The following is an 18701-nucleotide window of genomic DNA, read 5'->3' as shown; positions in this document are numbered from 1 at the left end:
TGCTGTATGTGCATACAGTAATCGAGGTGCTACCGGGGCGCGATTCGAGGCGACGAGAGGCAGTTAGTCTGGCGCCATTAGAACGGCCAGGGTCAGCTTTATGAACTCTTCGTTCTCATCGATGGTGTGCAAGGCGCCGCGCACATTCTCAGCCACGTCGGCAGAGCCGCGCTGCTCCACCCAGTTAGCTATTTCCACGATGGAAGCTTCAAGGGCCAACTGGTTTTCGTAAAGTTTGGAGAGCAGTGAAGGGAGTAGGTCGGAGTTTGGCATTGGCGTTCCTCTGGTGGAGTGAACAGCTTAGCAGCCAGTGATATTTGGGGAGTTTGTGTTCGATCGGCAGGACGCCGGGGAGGGTGTTTCTCTGTCTAATACTAACTGGAGCTAAGTCGGTTTCATTGGGCTCAAGGCTTCCAAAATGACGATAGGGTTTTAGACAGACCAAGGCGGAAAGCCCCGGATCATAAGGCCCAAGACCCGATCAAGCCCATACTGCTGCATCATTGGGGTGTGGGAGGACAGATCGGAGGTGTTTTTACTCATCAGATAGTTAGCAAATTCGTTAAAAGGAGTGGGGCAAAGATGGGGCGCTTGGCCCTGCTAATTTTGCGATGGCGGCAAGGTTAACACGCGAGGTCGAGGGTTCGCAGGTCACAAACAGCCAGGTAAAACCCAAAAATGGCGCAGCGCCCAATGGCCCCACTATTAAGAATGAACACCCAATAAGGAACACCGAACCACAGGTTAGTGGTGCTTGTGCTATCTCTTAAGTGATCGGAATCAGGCGCCGCACCGGTTTTTCATTCGCCTATAGAAAGGACTCGCACCGCCGCAAGCGTTAAAAGCCGCTACCACGAATGAAAAAATGGCCAGGAAGCTTGGTCCACCAAGAGGGTGGCGGGGTGTAGCAGCCGGGCTGATTGGCTGGGGTTGCATTGCAACTGATCTGAAGTCCGCCAGCCTTAACGTCAGGGCCGTCTTGTCCGCCTTTGTACGTTTCACAGCCGCCAAGCGTAAAGACGGTTAAGAGAAGTATTCCGTATTTCATGGGGTCCATTCCTGTTCGCTCCGATAATTCACCGCAGTATATCGAACGTGTATCGCCCGCCAAGTCGCGGGCTTTTTATCGCTTGGAGAAAAGCATGCCGATCACCGAGCAGCAGTTGCTGCAGATCCTGCCGAACGCCGGCCGTCAAGCCGGGAACAAAAAGGGGACAGATCTATTTAATTATTCGGAAAATAAATCAGTCCCCTTTGTTGAGGTAAAACCCAAAAATGGCGCAGCGCCCAATGGCCGTCACTCTCAAGAATGAACACCGAACCCGTGGCGAGGGAGCTTGCTCCCGTTGGACTGCGTAGCAGTCCCATGCTCTTGAAGCAAAGAGCAGGGCCGCTTCGCAGCCCAGCGGGAGCAAGCTCCCTCGCCACGGGTTAGCGGTGCCTGTGCTATCTCTTGAGTGATCGGCATCAGGCGCCGCATCGGTTTTTCATTCGCCCCTTACTGAAGGTTACCGGGCGAATCCAACACCTTCACCACGTCATCAACCACCGCCTTGACCATCTCCTGCAAGTAATGCGACGCCCAGGCGTAACGGTCCGTTTCCTTGGTCATCGCCGCATCTTCGGCGAGTTGCTTGGCGACGTGGAGGAGGTCGGAGGCGTGGTGCAAGGCTTCGTGCAGGGAGACACCGCTGTTGACGCGAAATAGCGGTTGGTCGGAGTGGAAGGAGAAGGGGGTGACGCCGAGGGTGGTTAACGCAGACGGATCTGTAGCGGTCATCGGTAAAACTCCCATATCAATTGAGAGCTACCACATTCGTTATCAGGCGAATTGGGTGGCAGCTGTGCGCAGGCTGATAAACCGGAGATACAGGAACCCGGCAGACCCGAAGGTCTCCCACGCACAGCCGCCATTGCACGAAATGGTGGGCGAAAAAAAAAACGCCAGCAAATCGGGTTTTGGGGGCGCTAGGTGCGCCTGCATCTTGCCGGGTTATCAGGCCCGGTCGCTGAATTGGCAGCGACGGAGGGGAGAGTAGCGTGGTGGTGGGGTGGGTGCAACTGGGAAAAAGGGGGCATCTCTTGGCTTTACTTTGCTTCGCCAGTTGCCAGCGGACCCATGCGGGGGGTACGCCCCGGAAATTATCACCTAAAGATGTGAGGGCAGGCTTGATCGCTTGGTCAATGGCTTAAGGTGAAGGCCGCTTTCGGCCAGAAGCGGACTCTCATAAACCAGTGATGCTGGACGCTGGGAATGGGCATTGCCATGCCAAAACAGCAGGATGATGGATTCGTAAAATGAGTAAAGTCGATGGTACACCCGGCTATGAAAAGGAGTGCTTCAATTGCCCGCTGTGGTGCATTCGCTGGTATGAAATGGAGCGACGTACTCTTGAATAGCAATGAGTACGCATCTGTATCATTCTCGATCTGTTCCCCCTGCAAAGATCCAGTATCTGGATCACTTATGAAGGTGGCGGCAGGCATAATCACGCCTGGAATTCCGATGGAAGGGTATCTAGGACACAGGTTGACTTGATATTCCCTTCGGAGTGCATCGCACCTAGGGCGCAGAGGAAATGCAGGTGGCATCAGTAAACTAAAGAGTGAAACAAAGGGGCGGATCTATTTCTGAAAAATAAATCAGCCCCTTTGTTCAGATAGAAAAAGTTTTGCGCAACATTGGCTAAATCGTACGTGTTTCCAGGGTCGTTATCTTTAACTTGAAATATATTTTATCTTAGGCTCACTTACCCTTCACCTTTTCGATGATTTTTGCCAATCCGTCCAGACCGTCAAAAGTCGAGGGTAACTCATTTTCACCAACTACCAATCCGCTGAAAATTACTTGTTCAAATCGATCTAAAGTCAGCTCCTTAGAAGAGATTTCACCATTGGATTTGGATACTATCTTTCTAGCGTCGCCTGAAAATTTCACATAGCTTTGAATGAACTGAAGTAGTGCTATACGAAGGTCAAGTTGAAGTATCTGCGCTTTCACGCCTCTAAAGTTGTGAAGCGCCACGCGAAAAAAGTATACGAACACCAATTCCAAAGCAGCAATCGATACGGCTGTATAGACATCAATCTCCGGGATTTTTAGCTCAGCATAATAGACATATATTTTCAGTGCTGCTGGGGAGATCATCATCGCTGCCAAAAGCAGTAAACACGCAAAATTGAAATGCTTTTCGATTGCCTTGCGAGTTCTCATTTTTGAAAACCCTGATGCCAGCTCTACAAAATCCGAACCAATTTTAAGCTTTTTTAGACCTTCCGCCAGGTGTGCTACTTTTTGCTGCCCTTCGTTGAGGGTGCGCTCACTGTCAGCATTAATTCTCACCGCGCGTTCAATAGTTCCTGGAAGTTTTTTTATAGCAACAATATCCTCATGATGAAGATACTTTTTCAAAACTCCAATCAGCATTGAGTGCTGACCGTACTTTATTTCACTTGCTGCGCGGTGATCTAGGTTTAGGTCCGGCATCACCCTAAGTCCATATCTCAACTCGTCAGAAATATCGTTGGGGTTCGATACTTCATACTCCTGCACAAAGCGAAATATATAAGCAGCCAACAGTTCAGAATCTTTGGAGTTTTGAGGATCTATAGTCTCCAATTTTTCTTTAAAAACACGACCGATCATTTCAATGTTAAATAGGCAGTCGCGTTCGAAAGCAATATAATTATTTCGCATCGCGGCTAGTGATCTAATTATAAAAAAATTGATATCACTAGCGTCCATCCCGTCAGTATTTATTGCGCTTTTGTACCGACTCTCAGTCTCGTGAAGGAGACGATGCATCTCGTCATCCTTAAAATACCCCTTAGAAGACTCAGTGTCTGTTACTTCCGTTTGTTGAGACATGTCCATTCCAAAATTCATCAGTGGCCAATCACGATGCCGGCCATAAGCCACCATCCTATCATCTGTGAAGCTCCACCGCGAAATGACGACCGAAAGGGACTGAAAAGGGACAAATTTATTTGTCATCGCCCGTTTCCGACTGAAGGCGGTCTTCCTGCGGTAGCTATTTCTGGCCGAAAACAGTCCTTGGTGGTTCGAGGGAGCGCGTAAACGTTGAAAGTGAGTTAAGACATATTCAGGGCAAATCAGAGGCGGCCATAGACCGCAGAGAACCAAAATGCCGAGTGTAAATGCCCGTACTCTAAGGCCTGAAGCGGTCTGAAACCATCTTAAAAAGGGTTCGAATTCCTATCCAGTACGATTGATCGCTGAAATGAACCTATTGCTGTCGTTTGCGAAAGGGAGCGACCGGCCAAAAGCAGTCATTCGTCCAGAACGGCGATGGCACCGAGAAGAAAGAGGATAGGGACAAAAAAGGGGGGATTTCTGGAAAATACATTCGCCCCCTTTAGCTCTCTACTTGCGTAAACCCAATTGGCGATCTTGCCGGTTCACCTGACAGATTGTGCCCCAAACAGAATGGGAACCGCGTCCAGAAAATGGAGCATTTCAGGCTCCTTGGTGTTCAAGCTTCGCCAACCGTCATCCTCCTCCCTGATTGCGAAGTTACCACTTTCGAGTTGATCGACCAGCCACTCCATAAACTCATCAACGGACCTGCCCACAACGTATTTATCTTCTTCGTCACTGCCAAAATTAATGACTTGTCCCAAGGTTCCGCGCTCCCCTGGATCCAAATCAACCCCGAGATGATTGCCACCGTAGTCGAAGGCGAAGGGTATCCAGTATCTGTTGGCGTATAGAGCCTGGATAGCGCCGGAGTTTCCCGAAGTGCAGAATGCACTCGCCTCGGTCATTTCTTCGGGCGACCACTCATCGATGATATCTTTCCAAGACTCCCAATGTGTCTTGGCCGCTGCCAGCGACAGAAAACTAAGTCCATAAAAGGGCCCTGAATTCGCAGCACCGTGTTGCCCGTCGTGCAACCTGTAGAGCTGCTTCAAGCTTTCTGGAAAAGGTCGGCCAACAAGGCTTTCGAACTCTTCGATTGCAGCATCCGAACAGCCCGGGGCCAGATCCCGACGTACTTCAGGAAGATGGGCCTCTAACCATTTTTCCAGCCGTTCAATCACTGTCTTCATTAAGCGTTTCCAATCATGTAAAAGTGCACGCTAACTTAGATTGAGGTTTTGTGAAAGGCAGGCTGGAGCCTGCGCTAATGCAATCTGACCTTCACCGTGAACTCTGGTTGCCATGCCTTGAGAATGGCTCAAACCGACGGTCCGCTCCTGGCCGATAGCAGCCTCTCGGACTTTGAAATTGACGAATGCCCAGGCCCCTATTGCTTACTGACGCGTCGACTAACATTTTCTGATAATGCATAAAATATGCAATTTAGCATTTGCCAACCCCCAAAACTCCCGGCACTATCGCCGTTATGCAAAAACGCAACGTTTCAACCGTCTTACGAGAGCTGCTGGACCGCGACCGGATCTCCCCCACGGAGCTTCACCGGCGTACCGGCGTGCCTCAATCCACACTCTCGCGGATCCTCAGCGGCAAGATCGTTGATCCGTCGGACAAGCACATCTCGCGCATCGCCGAGTACTTCCGCGTCAGCACCGACCACCTGCGCGGGCGCGCGGCGATGGGTGCTGGGCGCGATGATGGGCGCGACCCGATGCATTCGGAACTCAAGGACATAAGCCTGTGGGACGACGACACGCCCGTTAATGATGACGAGGTGTCGATCCCCTTTTTGCGCGAGGTTGAATTGGCTGCTGGATCAGGAAGATTCGTCATCGAGGAAAGCGAGAAGGCCAGCCTGCGGTTCGGCAAGCGCAGCCTTCGCCACAACGGTGTGCAGTTCGACCAGGCCAAATGCGTGACAGTGCGTGGCAACAGTATGTTGCCGGTGCTGCGCGACGGCGCGACGGTTGGGGTGAATGCGGGCAAGAGCGGCATTGGCGACATCGTCGATGGCGACTTGTATGCCATCAATCACAATGGCCAATTGCGGGTGAAACAGCTCTACCGCCTGCCTTCCGGGATTCGCCTGCGCAGTTTCAATCGCGATGAGCACCCGGACGAGGACTACAGCTTCCAGGATATCCAGGATGAGCAAATCAGCATCCTCGGCCATGTGTTCTGGTGGGGCATGTACGCCCGTTAACCTCCTTGCGTAAGACAAAGCCCGCCCATGTGCGGGCTTTTTTTCGACCGTAGAAAACCGGTAAACCCCTGGCCCATAAGGTTCGAAATGCGCTGGTGCATTCCGATAGCAAAAATAAATGCATTTGCGCATTGACTGTATATGCATACATGCATATTCTCCATCTCAAGCCAGCCAACAAGGTGGTGGAGGCGGCAAGGATGCTGCCAAGGAAAGTGACAAGGAAGGCACGCAACATCGGCAAGGACGCCATCGAAGCGATGGCAGGGATGCCAGGCAACACCGGCAAGGATGCCGACGCTCTTTAGTTACACCGCTTTAAAATAACAGGCAGCGATGAACCGGCCTTAACGGTTCAGAGGGTTGGCAACTGACCCGGGTGTGCAGCGTAAAGCACCAGAAGCAGTTATCCGGCAGACAGGGATCGTGGTCGGAAAAACATTGAGGAAAGAACCGTACCGCGCCAGTAGCGCCGAACGTTCGAGGACATCATTACTGAAAAGCCCGGGCAACCGGGCTTTTTGGAATGCCGACCTATCGAAGCATGTGTAAATGAAAAATGGACTATTGAGTGCTCAGCCAGGAGGCGTGACATGACAAATGAACAGCAAGCGTTAGCGGAAATGCCTATCTGGCTGGTCATCGTATTGGCAGTGATCGGCGGTGTATCCGGCGAAATGTGGCGCGCCGATAAGGAGGGCGCACGTGGTTGGTCGCTGATGCGCCGCCTGGCCCTGCGCTCCGGCGCGTGCATGGTCTGCGGCGTTTCAGCCTTGATGCTGTGCTATGCCGCCGGCATGTCGATTTGGACCGCCGGCGCCATTGGCTGCCTCACCGCCATGGCCGGTGCCGATGTCGCCATCGGCCTTTATGAACGCTGGGCGGCCAAGCGCATCGGGGTCAACCAAGGCTCCGGTCAAGACCCGCAGTAACCGTTGCAAGGACGCTATTTAATATGACCCTTATCGAAAAGCCCTCCCAACTGCCCCTCGCCATCGGCGCGGCGCTGCACGCGGCCTTCCCGGACTTGAAGGTCGGCAATCATCAGGATTTTCAGGGCGCCTTGGATAAAACCGGCGTGTTGATCACGGTCGAAGGCAATGGCCCAGGCATTCGCTCTCGCGAAGGGCGCAAGGCTCACGCCCTGACGATTTCGCTCCGGGCCATGGTGGCGCCGGGTGCGCTGCCGTTTGATGCCTGCGACCTGGCCAGTCAGCTTATGGACCAGGTGCTGGATAACCGTTGGGGCCTACCGTTGGCCCAGTGTGATTTGCCGATAAATATCGTCGCCGCTCCGGTTGCTGCAACAACAGCAGAAACGGACTACGACACTTGGACTGTCTCCTTCACCCAGACCGTCTACATCGGGCCGGTATTACTCACAGATCCTACCGGCCAGCCGCTGTTTGCCCGCACCTGGGAAGTGTCGAACATCGACGATCCCGACCAATACAAACCATTGGCGGAGTAGCCCATGTTCGACGCGCTGTTACGCATGCAACTAGGGCCGATTGTCGAACGCCTGGCAGAGATGGAAACCCAACTTGAAGACCTGTATCGACGCGCCGAGAGTTTTTGTCGGATCGGCACGTGTCAGTCGGTCGATGCCGCCAGCAATACCTGCAAGGTCAGCCACGGTGATTTGCTCACCCCGGCGATCCGCTTTTTCAACCCCAGCGCAGGCGCACAAACCGAAACGCGTATCCCGTCCGTGGGTGAACAATGCCTGTTGCTCAACTACGGCGGCGGCGAAGGCGGTGGGCAGTCTGTGGCCTTGTTCGGCCTCAACAGTAGTCAGTTTCCGCCCGTCTCCAGTGTTGCCACATTGACCCGACGACGCCATCAGGACGGCACCCAAAGCGACTATGACGATGCCAGCCACATTTTCAATTGGGTCAACGGCCCCACCACGTTCAGCGGTTCGCGCGAACAGGTAGACGTCAAAGTCGGCGCCGCCAGCTTGGTCATGAGCGCCCAGAACATCACCCTGCAAATCGGCGGCACCAGCCTGGTACTGGACGCTGGCGGCGCGCACTTCAGCGGCCCGCTGGTGGACCATCAAGGCCGCGTCATCAGCCCTCGATAAGGACATCCCATGCTCGGCATCGATCGAAACACCGGGGCAGCCGTCGATGACTGGCTGCAGTTCGTGCAGCGCGCCACCCGAGCGCTGACCACCCCCGTGGGCACTCGGCAGAAACGCCCGCTATATGGCTCGCTGATCCCGCAACTGCTCGGCCAAAACCTCGGCGACGACCTGCTGATACTCGCCCAAAGCCACGCCGCGCAGGCGTTCTACAACAGCCACAACGGCATCGGCGATTTTCAACCCCAGGTCATCGTCGCCACCCGCCAAGGCGCCGGCCTGCTGTTGCGCTTCGCCGGCACCTGGAAAAACCGCCAACAAACCTTCGAGGTCGTGACATGAGCATGCTGATCCCCGGCCAGAACCAACTGGCAGAACCGGCCATCATTGCGGTGGATGAGTTCGAGCCGCTGCTGGCCGAATTCAAGGCGTTTGTGGTCGATTACGTCGCCACCCGAGCACCGCAAAGCGCGGCCAAACTCAAGGTCAGCCTCGACAACGAAAGCGAGTTGCTGACCCTGGCCCTGGAAGCCTTCTGTGTAAGGCTGCAAACCCACGAACGCAAATACAATGCCCGTATCAAGCAGATGCTGGCGTGGTGGGCCACCGGCAGCAACCTGGATGCGCGCCTGGCGGACATGGGCCTGGAACGCCAAGTGCTCGATCCAGGCGACCCGGCGGCGTTTCCGCCGGTGCCGCCGACGTTGGAGAGTGACGACGACGCTCGCTTGCGTTATTACCTGGCGCCGCATGCACCGGCAGCCGGCTCGCGGATGCAGTATCGGCGAGAGGTTTTTACCCTGGGTGAACGGCCGTCGGTGAAGGTGCAAAGCGCGACGCCGGGCGTGGTGACGGTCAGCTACACCTTTGATCCCGACGGTTATGCCGCGCAGGTCAAGGACGGTAACGCTCGTCGAACAGCGCCCGGTGAAGTGATGGTGACTGTGCTTGCTCGTGAGAGCGACGGCACGCCGTCCGCCGATTTGCTTGACGGGGTTCGTCGCCATTTCGCACGGCCGGATGTACGGCCGGAGACCGATCTGGTCAGCGTGCAAGGTGCGCAGATCCTGCGTTACAAGATCCGGGTCGTGGCCAAGATCAATGCCGGGCCGGATTCGGGGCTCACTCAAGTTGCGGCGCAGAAACTGCTGCTGGACTACGCAGAGTCCTGTCATCGCCTCGAAGGGCGGGTGGATCCCAGTTGGATTGATTACGCGATTCACAGCGCCGGTGCCGCGCAGTTACAGATCGTTGAACCGCTCGAACCCATTATCAGTAACGCCTTCCAGGCCCCTTATTGCACGGGTGTCGAGGTGGAGGTGCGCACGCTATGAGTGAGCACAAAGCGAGTTTGTTGCCAGCCAACAGCTCACCGTTGGAAAAGGCTCTGGACGTGGGATTCGGGCAATTGCTCGACCGGGTCATGCCGCCGTTTCCTGCGTTGATGAATCCACTGCAAACCCCTGGCGAATTCCTGCCTTACCTGGCCGCCGACCGCGGCGTCAGTGAATGGGACGCCGACGCCAGCGAAACCGAAAAGCGCCTGACCGTGGCCTTGTCCTGGCAGATCCAGCGTCAGGCCGGCACGCCCAAGGCGTTGAGTTATGCGGTGGAATCGCTGGGGTTCACCCCCAACATCAGCGCCTGGTATCAGCAGCGGCCAAGGGATATGCCCTACACCTTCGACGTGCAGGCCATCATCGGGCGCAGTTGGTCCAGCGGTGATCACAATCGTTTGATTCGCCGTATCAACGCGGCCAAGAGCGAGCGGGACCAGGCGACCATCACCATCGTGCATGAAACCCAAGGGCGACTTGCGCTCACTCAAGTCCTCCATGCGCCGTTAAGTGACGGCGAGTTGTATCTGGACGGAGCGCTGCCGGACGTTGTGCTGGTTGCCCGGCTTAACAGCGCTGGGGTTGCCCAGCACTACACCATTAACGACTACGACCTCAGGGCGCAGCCATGACAGATGACATTACGCGCCTGGTGCGCTTCACCTCCAAGGGTTTGGATGAAGTGCTGCAGGCAAAGAACCAGGGCTTGAAAGGCGAAATCACCCACATCGGCGCCGGTACTGGCCGCTATAACCCGGACGGCACCGAAGTGGCCTTGCGCGACGAGCGCCAGCGTGTCGCCATTGTGGATTACGAGGACTTGGGCGAGCGCCAACTCAGGATGGCCGCGCTGTTTGATGGCGACGGTGAATATGAGATTGGCGAGTTCGGTTTTTACCTCGCCAGTGGGACCCTGCTGGCGGTGTATTCCGTGGCGGGGAAGTTGCTGACCTATAAAGCGTCGGCGGCACGGGTGCTGCAAAAGTTTACGCTGGATATTTCGCCGTTGCCAACAGACAGTGTGACGGTGGTAGTGGGCAGTGAAAACCTCAATGTCTTATTGACCGAAGAATTCGCTCAACTGGCGGCAGCCAGCGTTGACAACATGGCGAGGCATGTGGGGATTTTGTTTCGCGTCATGAGTATGGAAACCAAATAGATATTTTACAGGGAGTTTAAACGATGAGTTTGGAAACGGTAATCGCCGGCTTGGTGTCGGCATGCAATGCGTTGACGGATACGGTCAACAAAAAGATTTCATTGATAGATCAACGCGTCGCTGCGGCAACTGAACAGGTTCCAGCTGCTGTTCGAGCAGAGGTTAACAAGGCGTTATATGTCGACTCTTCCAGCGGTGTGGACACTAATAGTGGTTTGACTCCCGATAAGCCGCTTAAAACTATTGCGGCGGCGGTGAGCAGAGTTATGTTGTGCGGCTCCGCGACTATTTTTTTGCGACGCGGTAAGGTTTATGAAGTCGGTCGGGGCCTGGGCGGCACCAACGTTGATAATATGTCGATTCTATTTGTGCCCTACGGTACGGAAGCCTCTAAACCAATTGTGCGCGGGGCATTGGTGCGCTTTTCTGATTCCAATACTTATGTGTGTGGTGGGTTCTCTGCCTTCACCGAGATGTCTATCAAGTTTACGGACTGCCGAATCGAAACTGGGCTGGCTAATGGAGTGACGCAATACGGTCCCGATTACGGAGGTTTGTTTACTCGCGACGGTGGTTTTGGTGAGAGTGTGAGTTTTAAACTCTTCTTTCATAAGTGTGAAGTCGTTGTTCAAGACGTGCCGCTGTTCAGCACGTATTACGGGTTTATTCAACTTAGCCTTGCGCAGACGACAATCAGTAAAGGTGGGACACAGAGCACAATCGTGAATGTCGGTGTGCCTAAAATGGTTGATATCAGTAGCGTGTCTATTGTTGGTTTCGGCGCTGGGGCAACGCTGGATAATCTGCTTACTTTGGCGCCAGGTTCCTACACCGCCAGGCAGGTCTATACAACTATTTCTGCATAAGGAGTTTTTAAGTGAGAACAGTTACTTACAAGGGCTCGATCTACGTCAATCCAGACGCAGAGAGTCTTCAGCATATCGGTTTGTCGTCTGACGATGCGGCTGAGGTTATGGCACTGCTGGTTAGCAGTGAAACGCTGCAACGTCGAGACGAGCTACTGCAAGTCGCGGCGATACGCATCGCACCGCTGTTGGATGCACAAGAGTTGGGGAAGGCAACCGATGACGAGTTGGCACGGCTGCAAGCCTGGAGGCTGTATCGAGTCGAACTGAACCGCCTCGACAAGCAGGCAGGTTTCCCATCCTCAATCGATTGGCCTATAGCGCCAATCCAGTGACTGACACGACCGCGAAAGCGGTTTTTTTTCGCCCACTGAATTTTCCTATTCAGAAGGCATTTTTGCGTCTGGAGAAACTTACCCATGGCCAACCGCCAAACCTACACCGTCCTCATCCCATTCCCCACCGGAGGTGGCCACTGGTCCACCGCCGGCGAGGAGCTTGAACTGCTGGACGTCGAAGCATCCGCCCTGCGCACCGCCGGCCGCCTGGAACTGACCAGCGTCCTTAACTCCACCCCCAAGAAGGCTGACTAATCATGGCTGAGGTTTTGAACTTCGAGCACAACGGCATCACCGTGAATGCCACTGAATCCCCCGAGGCCATGGGTGGCCTGGGCGACAACGTTATCGGCCTGGTCGGCACCGCGCCGAATGCCCACGCGTCGATTCCGAAAAACGCGCCGTTTCGCATCAACAGCTTTACCACCCAGGCGCTGCTGGACCCTACCGGCACCGAGTCGGGCACGTTGTTTCAGGCGGTGTACCAGATCCTCAAAGTGGTGAAAGTGCCGGTTTATGTGGTGATCGTGGAGGAGGGCGCGACCCCGGCCGACACCCTCAATAACGTGATCGGCGGCAACGAGCCGACCACCGGCCGCAAGCTGGGCCTGGCTGCACTGGCCAGTGTCCCTGAAGACCTGACCATCATCGGTGCCCCAGGCTTCACCGGCACCAAGGCTGTGGCCGGTGAGTTCGCCTCCTTCGGCAAGCGCATCAAGGCCCGTGTGGTGCTGGACGGCAAGGACGCGTCCGTCGCTGACCAAGTGACCTACAGCGGCGAGCTGGGCGGTGCCGACCTCGGCTTCGACCGCTGCCTGCTGGTGCACAATATGCCGTCGGTGTATTCCAAGGCGGCGAAGAAAAACGTGTTCCTGTCGCCATCCTCGCTGGCCATCGCCGCACTGGCCAAGGTCAAGCAATGGGAAAGCCCAGGTAACCAGGTGACCTTCGCCGAGGACGTTTCCCGTGTGGTCGAGTACAACATCCTCGACACCTCCACCGAAGGCGACCTGCTCAACCGTTACGGCGTGAGCTACTACGCGCGCACTGTCCTTGGCGGCTTTTCGCTGCTGGGTAACCGCTCCCTCACCGGCAAGTTCATCAGCTACGTCGGCCTGGAAGATGCCATCAGCCGCAAGCTGGTCAAGGCCGGCCAGAAAGCCATGGCCAAGAACCTCACCAAGTCGTTCATGGACCAGGAGGTCAAGCGCATCAACGACTGGCTGCAAACCCTGGTGGCCGATGAAACCATCCCCGGCGGCAGCGTGTACCTGCACCCGGAGCTGAACAGTGTCGAGAAGTACAAGAACGGCACCTGGTTCATCGTCATCGACTACGGCCGTTACGCGCCGAACGAACACATGATTTATCAACTCAATGCCCGCGATGAAATCATCGAGCAGTTCCTGGAGGACGTTCTCTAATGTTTACCAACCGTGTAAGACAGGCCATTGCGGCCACCCTTCAAGGCCTGCCGTTGTCCGCGACAGTAGAGGAGTTCACCCCGCCGAAGATTGAGTTCGACATGGAGTCCATGTCCGGTGGGCGCTTCATCGCCGAAGAAATGGCCAAGAGCGGCAAGGTGCTCAATGCCAAGTTGGTTCTGCAAGGTGCCGGGCCGGAAATCATGCTGGCCCTGGGCGTGCGCTTGGGTGACGACATTCTGCTGAACGTGCGAGAAGCCGGTCAGGATCAGGATGGCAAAACCTACTTCACCTACCACACGGTCGGCGGCAAACTCAAATCCCTGGAGGAGGCGAAGCTGAAGATGGGCGACAAGGTCACCACCACTTTGGAACTGTCCTGCCGTACCTACAACCGTCTGGAAAACGGCATTTCGGTGATCGACATCGACGTGCGCACCCAGAAGTTCGTGCTCAACGGCGTCGACATTCTCGGCGATGCACGCCGCGCGGTGCTGATGCCTTAAAGGCGAAGCGGGCACGGACAATGTGGGAGCTGGCTTGCCTGCGATGGCATCACCTCGGTGCACCAGACATACCGAGTCGCCTGCATCGCGGGCAAGCCCGGCTCCCACATTGACTTTGTTTAACCTCAAAAATGCTTAACAAGGAATTGCCCCATGGCCTGGATGCCACCGCTGCACATTCTGCTGTCCCCGATCACCGCCGACACTGGCGCGACGATCCAGCAGATTCAACTCAAGCCGTTGTTTTACGCCGCGCAAAAAGACGCGCTGGCCCGGGCCGGTGATGACGAGGACGACCAGTTTTTTGAACTGGCGAAACTCGCCACCGGCCTGTCGGAAAAAGAACTCGACCAGCTCAAGCGCCCGGACTACGTGAGCATCGCTCAGTACGTACATGACATGTCGACACGCCCTACTTCGTTCTTCCTGGATCAGCCTGAAGAAGCGAACCACGATCAGCCTGTCCAGCTGTTGCTGGCCCTTGACGCGGCCGGTCGCAGCCTGACCGAACTGCCCCTGGAAATGCCCGCCCTGCGCGCCACCAAGGTGATGAAAAAACTCGCCACCAACAAAGAACGCGCCGAGTTCATCACCGCTCATTGCACCGGCCTGATGATCCCCGATCTCGCTGGCCTGACCGTACCCGACTGGACGGAACTGCAGGAGCGCATCGACGATTTTTTAAATCAACCGGCGGACTTCTTTCGCAGCGCGACATCGAAGTAATCCTCGATGTGGTGCCGCTGATTTACTCGGTCAATGAGGCAGAGATCCTCGACTGGGACGCCGGCAAAGCATTGCGCCGCTACGACATCGCGATCACTCGCCTTGGCGTTAAACAGGAGTAAGCGGGATGCAAAACAAGTATTCGCTCGCGTATGCCATGGCCAAGGATGGCCAAGGTATTTTTAGCAACGCAGACAACGCAAAGGGGGGCGAGATTGTCAGCCCAGGCCCTTTGGTCTCTGGTGCTCTCGCAGAAGCGCCGTCGTTGTCCTCGATGAGTCTGGCGCTGACCAATGCAGGCTTGCAACTCAATGGCCTCTCGCTGTCCCTGGGGTTAGTGCGCAACAGCGTGGACGCGCTGGAAGACGCCTTGTCGCGGCTGAAGGCGGTGGACGTTGAACCGTCTAAAATCGATCAGCGTAGTGAGCAGAAGACGACCACCGAGGTTAAGTCGAGCGCATCGCAAGATCGGAGCTTGGTCCGTGACGCCATGACGTTGCGCGATGTAAAGAGCCTCGATCCGGTCGCAGCCTTCCAGCAATCGTTTGCTGCACCCGCCGTTGCGGAAAAAACTACCACTCAATTGCGAGAGGAGTCGTCAAAGAGTGAGGAGCGGCTCTCCACCACGCTGAAGCTCGCGCCGGTGCTCGGGGAGGACTGGTGGCTGCAAGCCAAGACCCATGTGATGGACCGCGCCAACACCATAGCGGGTGAGTCGCCCACAGCTGTCACCGCTGTAAAAATGGCTGAGGTGGTCGTTTTGCCGGTTATTTCACCCGTCATTACTGGCTTTTTTTCGGGCTTGGGAGAGACGATCAAAACCCGGGTAACGGGTAACTTGGTTGATGTAACGCTTGGCAAGTTGCCTGGAGTCGCCGGCAAGCTATTCAAGAGTGATGGCTTTAAAAAGGATAAGTCCTGCTGCTGTGCTGCTGCTGTTCAAGCCTCACCCAGTAGCCGCCGCGTCAGCCGTAGAAGTTCTTCTGCCAGGAAGAAGAATACCCAACCGCCAAAATCGCAGAATAAGAAGACGCAGCGCGCGCAGAACAAGCAAGGTTCGCAGAAGAAACAGGCTTCCGTGGCCAAGCCAGCTGCTACCAGGCTTGCATCCACAAAAAGCGGCGGCGTGATGGCGACGCTGCGCGGTGTGTCTGAGCGCTTTGCCAAGTCCTTTTTCCCTGCGCAGTCGAATGGTTTTCACGCCGGTGGCCCTACTCAGGGGATGCAACTGCGCGAGGTCCAGGCAAATAGTCGAAAGCAGGGCGCTGATTACCGTCAACCGGCTGCTGGCAGAGGGCCGGGGCTGATGGAGGCCTTGGAGCGAGGGCTTGTCCCCCTGCCTTCTGATGGGCGTATGACTGCTCTGCCAAACACACAGGCCTTCAGCCATGAGCGCTCAACTGAGGCGCTGCCTCACGCGCCGAAGCTGCCGGCCTCCGGCCTGTCAGGCGCGGTGAGCAAGCTGGAGTCCTCCGCCGCCCGCCGCCTCGGCCCGATGAGGTATGTCGACACTGCCATGGATGTGGCCGAGGGTATCCGCAACGGCGACGCCAAAGCCGTCGGTGCAGGCCTCACCACTGCAGGTGGCGCCTGGGCAGGAGCCTCCGCCGGCGCGGCCATTGGCACGCTGATTTTTCCCGGTGTCGGCACCGCGGTCGGCGGTGCCATTGGTGGTTTGCTTGGCAGTGAAGCGGGCACCTGGCTGGGTGACAAATTGTTCGGCTCAACCGACCGACTGCCTGCACCCGGTGCAGTGAGCAAAGAGCTCAACGCCGCGCGTACCGACAATGTGCAAGTCACCCTCGCGCCGAGCATTCAGATTACCGGCGTGAACCCCGCCGATGCCCAGCAAGTCGTCAACCAGGTGATCCAGGCCCTGCAATTTCAGTGCATGCCGATGGTCACCGACACCCTTGGCATTCGGCGCAACGCGGCGCTGGCCGATCCACCAGGAGGTGATTGATGCAACAACAAATGGTCCTCGGCGACTTTATTTTTGGCCTGTCCCGTGGCTTTGCCTATTCCGGGCTGGTGCGTACCACTGATGGCGGCTGGAGTGACCTGGCGATTATTGCCAGCAAACCCCAGTCGCGGCAAAGCGGCCAGAAGCTGGAGAAGCTCACGTTCACCGGCACAGCGATGTATGCCATCGGCATGCAGCGCCTGGACGAGTTGCGCGCCCTGCAAAATGCGCGTGCGCCCTTACCGCTGGTCGATGGCATCGGCCGTAACTGGGGCCTGTGGCGGATCAATTCGGTGATGGAAACCCAGAGCAACGTGATCGATGACGGCACTGCCATGGTCATGGCCTGGACTATGGAACTGGAGGAATTCGTCAATGCGTAGAGTGCGAAGTATCGCCGGTGATTCGGTCAACCTGTTGCTCTACCGCGAATTGGGCCGTTGCGATGACGCGGCGGAAGAAACCCTTTGGCGTCTGAACCCCGAGCTTGCCGAGTACGGGCCGGTACTGCCCGCCGGTGTTTGGGTCATCGTTCCGGAAATGCAAGCGCGGCCGGCTGCTGTGCGGCCTGTTCTGGCGTGGGATTAAGGAGGCGACATGGCACAGGGATTTACGCCGATCGTGGAGTTTTATGGCGCTAATGCCGCGCTGCTCAATCAACGCCTGATGCATTGGAGCCATACCGACGCCGCAGGTATCGAGTCTGACCGGCTGGAGTTGACCCTCAATATCGAGGGGCTGGAAGGTTTGCCCAGCCTGAGCGGCAAGATCGGTTTGCGCGTGGGTTATCAGGAGTCCGCGCTGGTGGAGAAAGGCGAGTTCGTGATCACGCAGCGCACGCCCGTGCTGTTTCCCATGCGCTTGATGATCGTGGCGACAGCCGCACCTTTCAGCATGCTCGACGCCAGCGGTTATCGCCAGCGACGGTCGGCCAGTTACGGGCCAACCACGTTGGGCGCACTGTTTCGCCAACTGGTCAGTCGCCACGGGTTTTCACCGCGTGTGGCCCCTGCGCTGGAAGGCATTGCGATTGCCCATATCGACCAGTCCAATGAAAGCGACATGGCGTTCATCACCCGCCTTGCCAAGCGCTACAGCGCGGTCACCAAACCAATCAACGAGCTGTACGTGCTGGCCGAGGCGGGGCAGGTCAAATCACTTACCGGGCAACTATTACCGCAGGTGAAGCTGTCCGTGACCCAGGACAACCGTCCCGGTGACCAGGCCTTCATCACTGCCAAGCTCGACGAAACGTCTCGCTCCAAATACATGGGCAGCCGCGTGACCTGGTGGGATGCCGCAGGTGGCAAACAGCAGGTAGTCGAGGTTGGGGTGGCCCCGTTCAAAACCTTGCGCCAGCGCTGCCAGAACCAAGCCGAGGCACGTGCCGTGGCTGAAGGCGAACTGCGACGTGTGGGACGCGAAGGTTTGAAACTGCTGATTGATTGCCCTGGCAACCCTTTGTTGGCTGCCGAAGGCGTGTTGTTGCTGGATGAAACCTGGCCTTCGTATATGCAGGGCCAGTGGTCGATGAAACAGGTGGTGCATGTTGGCGATCCGGCGACGGGGTATCGCAGTTCGATCACGGCGAATGGGTTGTCGGCATAGCCATTTTCAAAGGGAAAGCCCCATGGCGATAACGCTTGCTCAACTGCTTCAAGTGATGCCTGGAGCCCGCCTTAGAGCGGGCTTTTTTTTATCTGCGTTAAATGCGGTGCTGGTTCGCTACGACATTGGCACGCCAAAGCGTAGTGCCGCGTTCCTCGCCCAAATCGGCCACGAATCCGGCCAGTTGCTCTATTTACGAGAACTGGGCAGCGATAAATACCTGAGCAAATACGACACTGGCACCCTGGCCGCGCGTTTGGGCAACACCCCCGAGGCCGACGGCGATGGCCAGAAGTACCGAGGCAGGGGGCTTATTCAGATCACGGGGCGACGCAATTACCTGGCGTGCAGCCAGGCGTTGTTCGGCGACGACCGCCTGTTGCAGCAACCGCAACTGCTGGAGCAGCCGCAATGGGCGTGTGAGTCCGCCGCATGGTTCTGGCAGAGCAATGGTTTGAACGAACTTGCTGACAAAGACCAGTTCACCACTATCACCCGGCGCATCAATGGTGGCCTGAATGGCCTGGACGATCGTTTGCAGCTCTGGGCGCGGGCGAAGGCGATATTGGGCGTTTCCTGAGGCAGGA

Annotated in this window: 25 protein-coding genes; 21 read left to right on the top strand and 4 right to left on the bottom strand. The window is 56.3% G+C overall.

Annotated features, from left to right (window positions below):
* Positions 1–63: 63 nt before the first annotated feature.
* Positions 64–273 (bottom strand): hypothetical protein, encoded by a 210-nt coding sequence (locus AB4P96_RS25530; RefSeq protein ID WP_099489483.1) that lies wholly within the window; start codon positions 271–273, stop codon positions 64–66.
* 869 nt (positions 274–1142) lie between these two features.
* Between AB4P96_RS25530 and AB4P96_RS25525 the strand changes: the two genes are divergently transcribed.
* Positions 1143–1313 (top strand): hypothetical protein, encoded by a 171-nt coding sequence (locus tag AB4P96_RS25525; RefSeq protein ID WP_177032534.1) that lies wholly within the window; start codon positions 1143–1145, stop codon positions 1311–1313.
* A gap of 185 nt (positions 1314–1498) precedes the next feature.
* Here the strand turns inward: AB4P96_RS25525 and AB4P96_RS25520 are convergent, their stop codons facing one another.
* The 3 genes from AB4P96_RS25520 to AB4P96_RS25510 all read right to left on the bottom strand — a co-directional run bounded on the left by AB4P96_RS25520 (position 1499) and on the right by AB4P96_RS25510 (position 5070).
* Positions 1499–1780 (bottom strand): DUF3077 domain-containing protein, encoded by a 282-nt coding sequence (locus AB4P96_RS25520; protein ID WP_053254658.1) that lies wholly within the window; start codon positions 1778–1780, stop codon positions 1499–1501.
* Positions 1781–2746: 966 nt separating this feature from the next.
* Complete coding sequence (locus AB4P96_RS25515; protein WP_395600204.1) at positions 2747–3994, bottom strand: hypothetical protein; 1248 nt, start codon at positions 3992–3994, stop codon at positions 2747–2749.
* Between the two features lie 425 nt (positions 3995–4419).
* Positions 4420–5070 carry an SMI1/KNR4 family protein gene (locus tag AB4P96_RS25510; RefSeq protein WP_177032763.1) on the bottom strand — a complete coding sequence of 217 codons (651 nt, stop codon included), beginning with the start codon at positions 5068–5070 and terminating at the stop codon, positions 4420–4422.
* Between the two features lie 296 nt (positions 5071–5366).
* Here AB4P96_RS25510 and AB4P96_RS25505 point away from each other — a divergent pair, with 296 nt between their 5' ends.
* The 20 genes from AB4P96_RS25505 (at position 5367) to AB4P96_RS25410 (ending at position 18694) form a co-directional block, all read left to right on the top strand.
* Entirely contained in the window at positions 5367–6101 is a 735-nt protein-coding gene (locus AB4P96_RS25505) for an XRE family transcriptional regulator (RefSeq protein ID WP_017137055.1), read from the top strand.
* A 149-nt stretch (positions 6102–6250) separates the two neighbouring features.
* Positions 6251–6409 carry a hypothetical protein gene (locus AB4P96_RS25500; protein ID WP_017137056.1) on the top strand — a complete coding sequence of 53 codons (159 nt, stop codon included), beginning with the start codon at positions 6251–6253 and terminating at the stop codon, positions 6407–6409.
* Positions 6410–6694: 285 nt separating this feature from the next.
* A complete protein-coding gene (locus tag AB4P96_RS25495; protein WP_138451265.1) occupies positions 6695–7033 on the top strand; it encodes a phage holin family protein in 339 nt (112 codons plus the stop codon).
* A gap of 23 nt (positions 7034–7056) precedes the next feature.
* Complete coding sequence (locus tag AB4P96_RS25490) at positions 7057–7572, top strand: hypothetical protein (protein ID WP_138451264.1); 516 nt, start codon at positions 7057–7059, stop codon at positions 7570–7572.
* 3 nt (positions 7573–7575) lie between these two features.
* Positions 7576–8187 carry a phage baseplate assembly protein V gene (locus AB4P96_RS25485; RefSeq protein ID WP_177032759.1) on the top strand — a complete coding sequence of 204 codons (612 nt, stop codon included), beginning with the start codon at positions 7576–7578 and terminating at the stop codon, positions 8185–8187.
* Between the two features lie 9 nt (positions 8188–8196).
* Positions 8197–8529, top strand: coding sequence for a hypothetical protein (locus AB4P96_RS25480; protein WP_053254663.1), 333 nt, complete (start codon positions 8197–8199; stop codon positions 8527–8529).
* On the top strand, positions 8526–9521 hold the full coding sequence (locus AB4P96_RS25475) for a baseplate J/gp47 family protein (protein ID WP_177032757.1): 996 nt from the start codon (positions 8526–8528) through the stop codon (positions 9519–9521). Before AB4P96_RS25480 ends, AB4P96_RS25475 begins: the two co-directional genes overlap by 4 nt.
* Positions 9518–10156: a phage tail protein I gene (locus AB4P96_RS25470; RefSeq protein ID WP_395600203.1), complete on the top strand. Its 639-nt coding sequence runs from the start codon at positions 9518–9520 to the stop codon at positions 10154–10156. The genes AB4P96_RS25475 and AB4P96_RS25470 overlap by 4 nt, the downstream gene beginning before the upstream one ends.
* Complete coding sequence (locus AB4P96_RS25465) at positions 10153–10683, top strand: hypothetical protein (protein ID WP_177032753.1); 531 nt, start codon at positions 10153–10155, stop codon at positions 10681–10683. The genes AB4P96_RS25470 and AB4P96_RS25465 overlap by 4 nt, the downstream gene beginning before the upstream one ends.
* Before the next feature lie 23 nt (positions 10684–10706).
* The gene (locus tag AB4P96_RS25460; protein ID WP_177032752.1) at positions 10707–11549 is read left to right on the top strand and encodes a hypothetical protein; all 843 of its coding nucleotides are present in this window, start codon (positions 10707–10709) and stop codon (positions 11547–11549) included.
* Positions 11550–11560: 11 nt separating this feature from the next.
* On the top strand, positions 11561–11884 hold the full coding sequence (locus tag AB4P96_RS25455; protein ID WP_244160690.1) for a tail fiber assembly protein: 324 nt from the start codon (positions 11561–11563) through the stop codon (positions 11882–11884).
* Between the two features lie 84 nt (positions 11885–11968).
* A complete protein-coding gene (locus AB4P96_RS25450; RefSeq protein ID WP_163005422.1) occupies positions 11969–12142 on the top strand; it encodes a hypothetical protein in 174 nt (57 codons plus the stop codon).
* Positions 12143–12144: 2 nt separating this feature from the next.
* Positions 12145–13311 carry a tail protein gene (locus tag AB4P96_RS25445; protein ID WP_017137066.1) on the top strand — a complete coding sequence of 389 codons (1167 nt, stop codon included), beginning with the start codon at positions 12145–12147 and terminating at the stop codon, positions 13309–13311.
* Positions 13311–13817: a phage major tail tube protein gene (locus AB4P96_RS25440; protein ID WP_099548528.1), complete on the top strand. Its 507-nt coding sequence runs from the start codon at positions 13311–13313 to the stop codon at positions 13815–13817. The genes AB4P96_RS25445 and AB4P96_RS25440 overlap by 1 nt, the downstream gene beginning before the upstream one ends.
* Positions 13818–13970: 153 nt before the next feature.
* The gene (locus tag AB4P96_RS25435) at positions 13971–14543 is read left to right on the top strand and encodes a phage tail assembly protein (RefSeq protein WP_017137068.1); all 573 of its coding nucleotides are present in this window, start codon (positions 13971–13973) and stop codon (positions 14541–14543) included.
* A 127-nt stretch (positions 14544–14670) separates the two neighbouring features.
* A complete protein-coding gene (locus AB4P96_RS25430; protein WP_395600202.1) occupies positions 14671–16506 on the top strand; it encodes a phage tail tape measure protein in 1836 nt (611 codons plus the stop codon).
* Positions 16506–16889, top strand: coding sequence for a phage tail protein (locus AB4P96_RS25425; protein ID WP_017137070.1), 384 nt, complete (start codon positions 16506–16508; stop codon positions 16887–16889). The genes AB4P96_RS25430 and AB4P96_RS25425 overlap by 1 nt, the downstream gene beginning before the upstream one ends.
* Complete coding sequence (locus tag AB4P96_RS25420; protein ID WP_017137071.1) at positions 16882–17094, top strand: tail protein X; 213 nt, start codon at positions 16882–16884, stop codon at positions 17092–17094. Before AB4P96_RS25425 ends, AB4P96_RS25420 begins: the two co-directional genes overlap by 8 nt.
* Before the next feature lie 9 nt (positions 17095–17103).
* Entirely contained in the window at positions 17104–18114 is a 1011-nt protein-coding gene (locus tag AB4P96_RS25415) for a contractile injection system protein, VgrG/Pvc8 family (RefSeq protein ID WP_099548532.1), read from the top strand.
* A gap of 22 nt (positions 18115–18136) precedes the next feature.
* Entirely contained in the window at positions 18137–18694 is a 558-nt protein-coding gene (locus AB4P96_RS25410) for a glycoside hydrolase family 19 protein (protein WP_017137073.1), read from the top strand.
* Positions 18695–18701: the final 7 nt, after the last annotated feature.

This window comes from Pseudomonas sp. B19125 (assembly GCF_044218855.1).
Taxonomy (GTDB): Bacteria; Pseudomonadota; Gammaproteobacteria; order Pseudomonadales; family Pseudomonadaceae; genus Aquipseudomonas; species Aquipseudomonas edaphica.
Note: the sequence above shows the minus strand (reverse complement) of the source record. Positions and strands in the feature narration are given on the sequence as shown.

Bases quoted from the DNA above. Each gene is read 5' to 3' on its own strand.
- AB4P96_RS25530 (WP_099489483.1), bottom strand. From the start codon at position 273: ATGCCAAACTCCGACCTACTCCCTTCACTGCTCTCCAAACTTTACGAA.
- AB4P96_RS25525 (WP_177032534.1), top strand. From the start codon at position 1,143: ATGCCGATCACCGAGCAGCAGTTGCTGCAGATCCTGCCGAACGCCGGC.
- AB4P96_RS25520 (WP_053254658.1), bottom strand. From the start codon at position 1,780: ATGACCGCTACAGATCCGTCTGCGTTAACCACCCTCGGCGTCACCCCC.
- AB4P96_RS25515 (WP_395600204.1), bottom strand. From the start codon at position 3,994: ATGACAAATAAATTTGTCCCTTTTCAGTCCCTTTCGGTCGTCATTTCG.
- AB4P96_RS25510 (WP_177032763.1), bottom strand. From the start codon at position 5,070: ATGAAGACAGTGATTGAACGGCTGGAAAAATGGTTAGAGGCCCATCTT.
- AB4P96_RS25505 (WP_017137055.1), top strand. From the start codon at position 5,367: ATGCAAAAACGCAACGTTTCAACCGTCTTACGAGAGCTGCTGGACCGC.
- AB4P96_RS25500 (WP_017137056.1), top strand. From the start codon at position 6,251: ATGCATATTCTCCATCTCAAGCCAGCCAACAAGGTGGTGGAGGCGGCA.
- AB4P96_RS25495 (WP_138451265.1), top strand. From the start codon at position 6,695: ATGACAAATGAACAGCAAGCGTTAGCGGAAATGCCTATCTGGCTGGTC.
- AB4P96_RS25490 (WP_138451264.1), top strand. From the start codon at position 7,057: ATGACCCTTATCGAAAAGCCCTCCCAACTGCCCCTCGCCATCGGCGCG.
- AB4P96_RS25485 (WP_177032759.1), top strand. From the start codon at position 7,576: ATGTTCGACGCGCTGTTACGCATGCAACTAGGGCCGATTGTCGAACGC.
- AB4P96_RS25480 (WP_053254663.1), top strand. From the start codon at position 8,197: ATGCTCGGCATCGATCGAAACACCGGGGCAGCCGTCGATGACTGGCTG.
- AB4P96_RS25475 (WP_177032757.1), top strand. From the start codon at position 8,526: ATGAGCATGCTGATCCCCGGCCAGAACCAACTGGCAGAACCGGCCATC.
- AB4P96_RS25470 (WP_395600203.1), top strand. From the start codon at position 9,518: ATGAGTGAGCACAAAGCGAGTTTGTTGCCAGCCAACAGCTCACCGTTG.
- AB4P96_RS25465 (WP_177032753.1), top strand. From the start codon at position 10,153: ATGACAGATGACATTACGCGCCTGGTGCGCTTCACCTCCAAGGGTTTG.
- AB4P96_RS25460 (WP_177032752.1), top strand. From the start codon at position 10,707: ATGAGTTTGGAAACGGTAATCGCCGGCTTGGTGTCGGCATGCAATGCG.
- AB4P96_RS25450 (WP_163005422.1), top strand. From the start codon at position 11,969: ATGGCCAACCGCCAAACCTACACCGTCCTCATCCCATTCCCCACCGGA.
- AB4P96_RS25445 (WP_017137066.1), top strand. From the start codon at position 12,145: ATGGCTGAGGTTTTGAACTTCGAGCACAACGGCATCACCGTGAATGCC.
- AB4P96_RS25440 (WP_099548528.1), top strand. From the start codon at position 13,311: ATGTTTACCAACCGTGTAAGACAGGCCATTGCGGCCACCCTTCAAGGC.
- AB4P96_RS25435 (WP_017137068.1), top strand. From the start codon at position 13,971: ATGGCCTGGATGCCACCGCTGCACATTCTGCTGTCCCCGATCACCGCC.
- AB4P96_RS25430 (WP_395600202.1), top strand. From the start codon at position 14,671: ATGCAAAACAAGTATTCGCTCGCGTATGCCATGGCCAAGGATGGCCAA.
- AB4P96_RS25425 (WP_017137070.1), top strand. From the start codon at position 16,506: ATGCAACAACAAATGGTCCTCGGCGACTTTATTTTTGGCCTGTCCCGT.
- AB4P96_RS25420 (WP_017137071.1), top strand. From the start codon at position 16,882: ATGCGTAGAGTGCGAAGTATCGCCGGTGATTCGGTCAACCTGTTGCTC.
- AB4P96_RS25415 (WP_099548532.1), top strand. From the start codon at position 17,104: ATGGCACAGGGATTTACGCCGATCGTGGAGTTTTATGGCGCTAATGCC.
- AB4P96_RS25410 (WP_017137073.1), top strand. From the start codon at position 18,137: ATGGCGATAACGCTTGCTCAACTGCTTCAAGTGATGCCTGGAGCCCGC.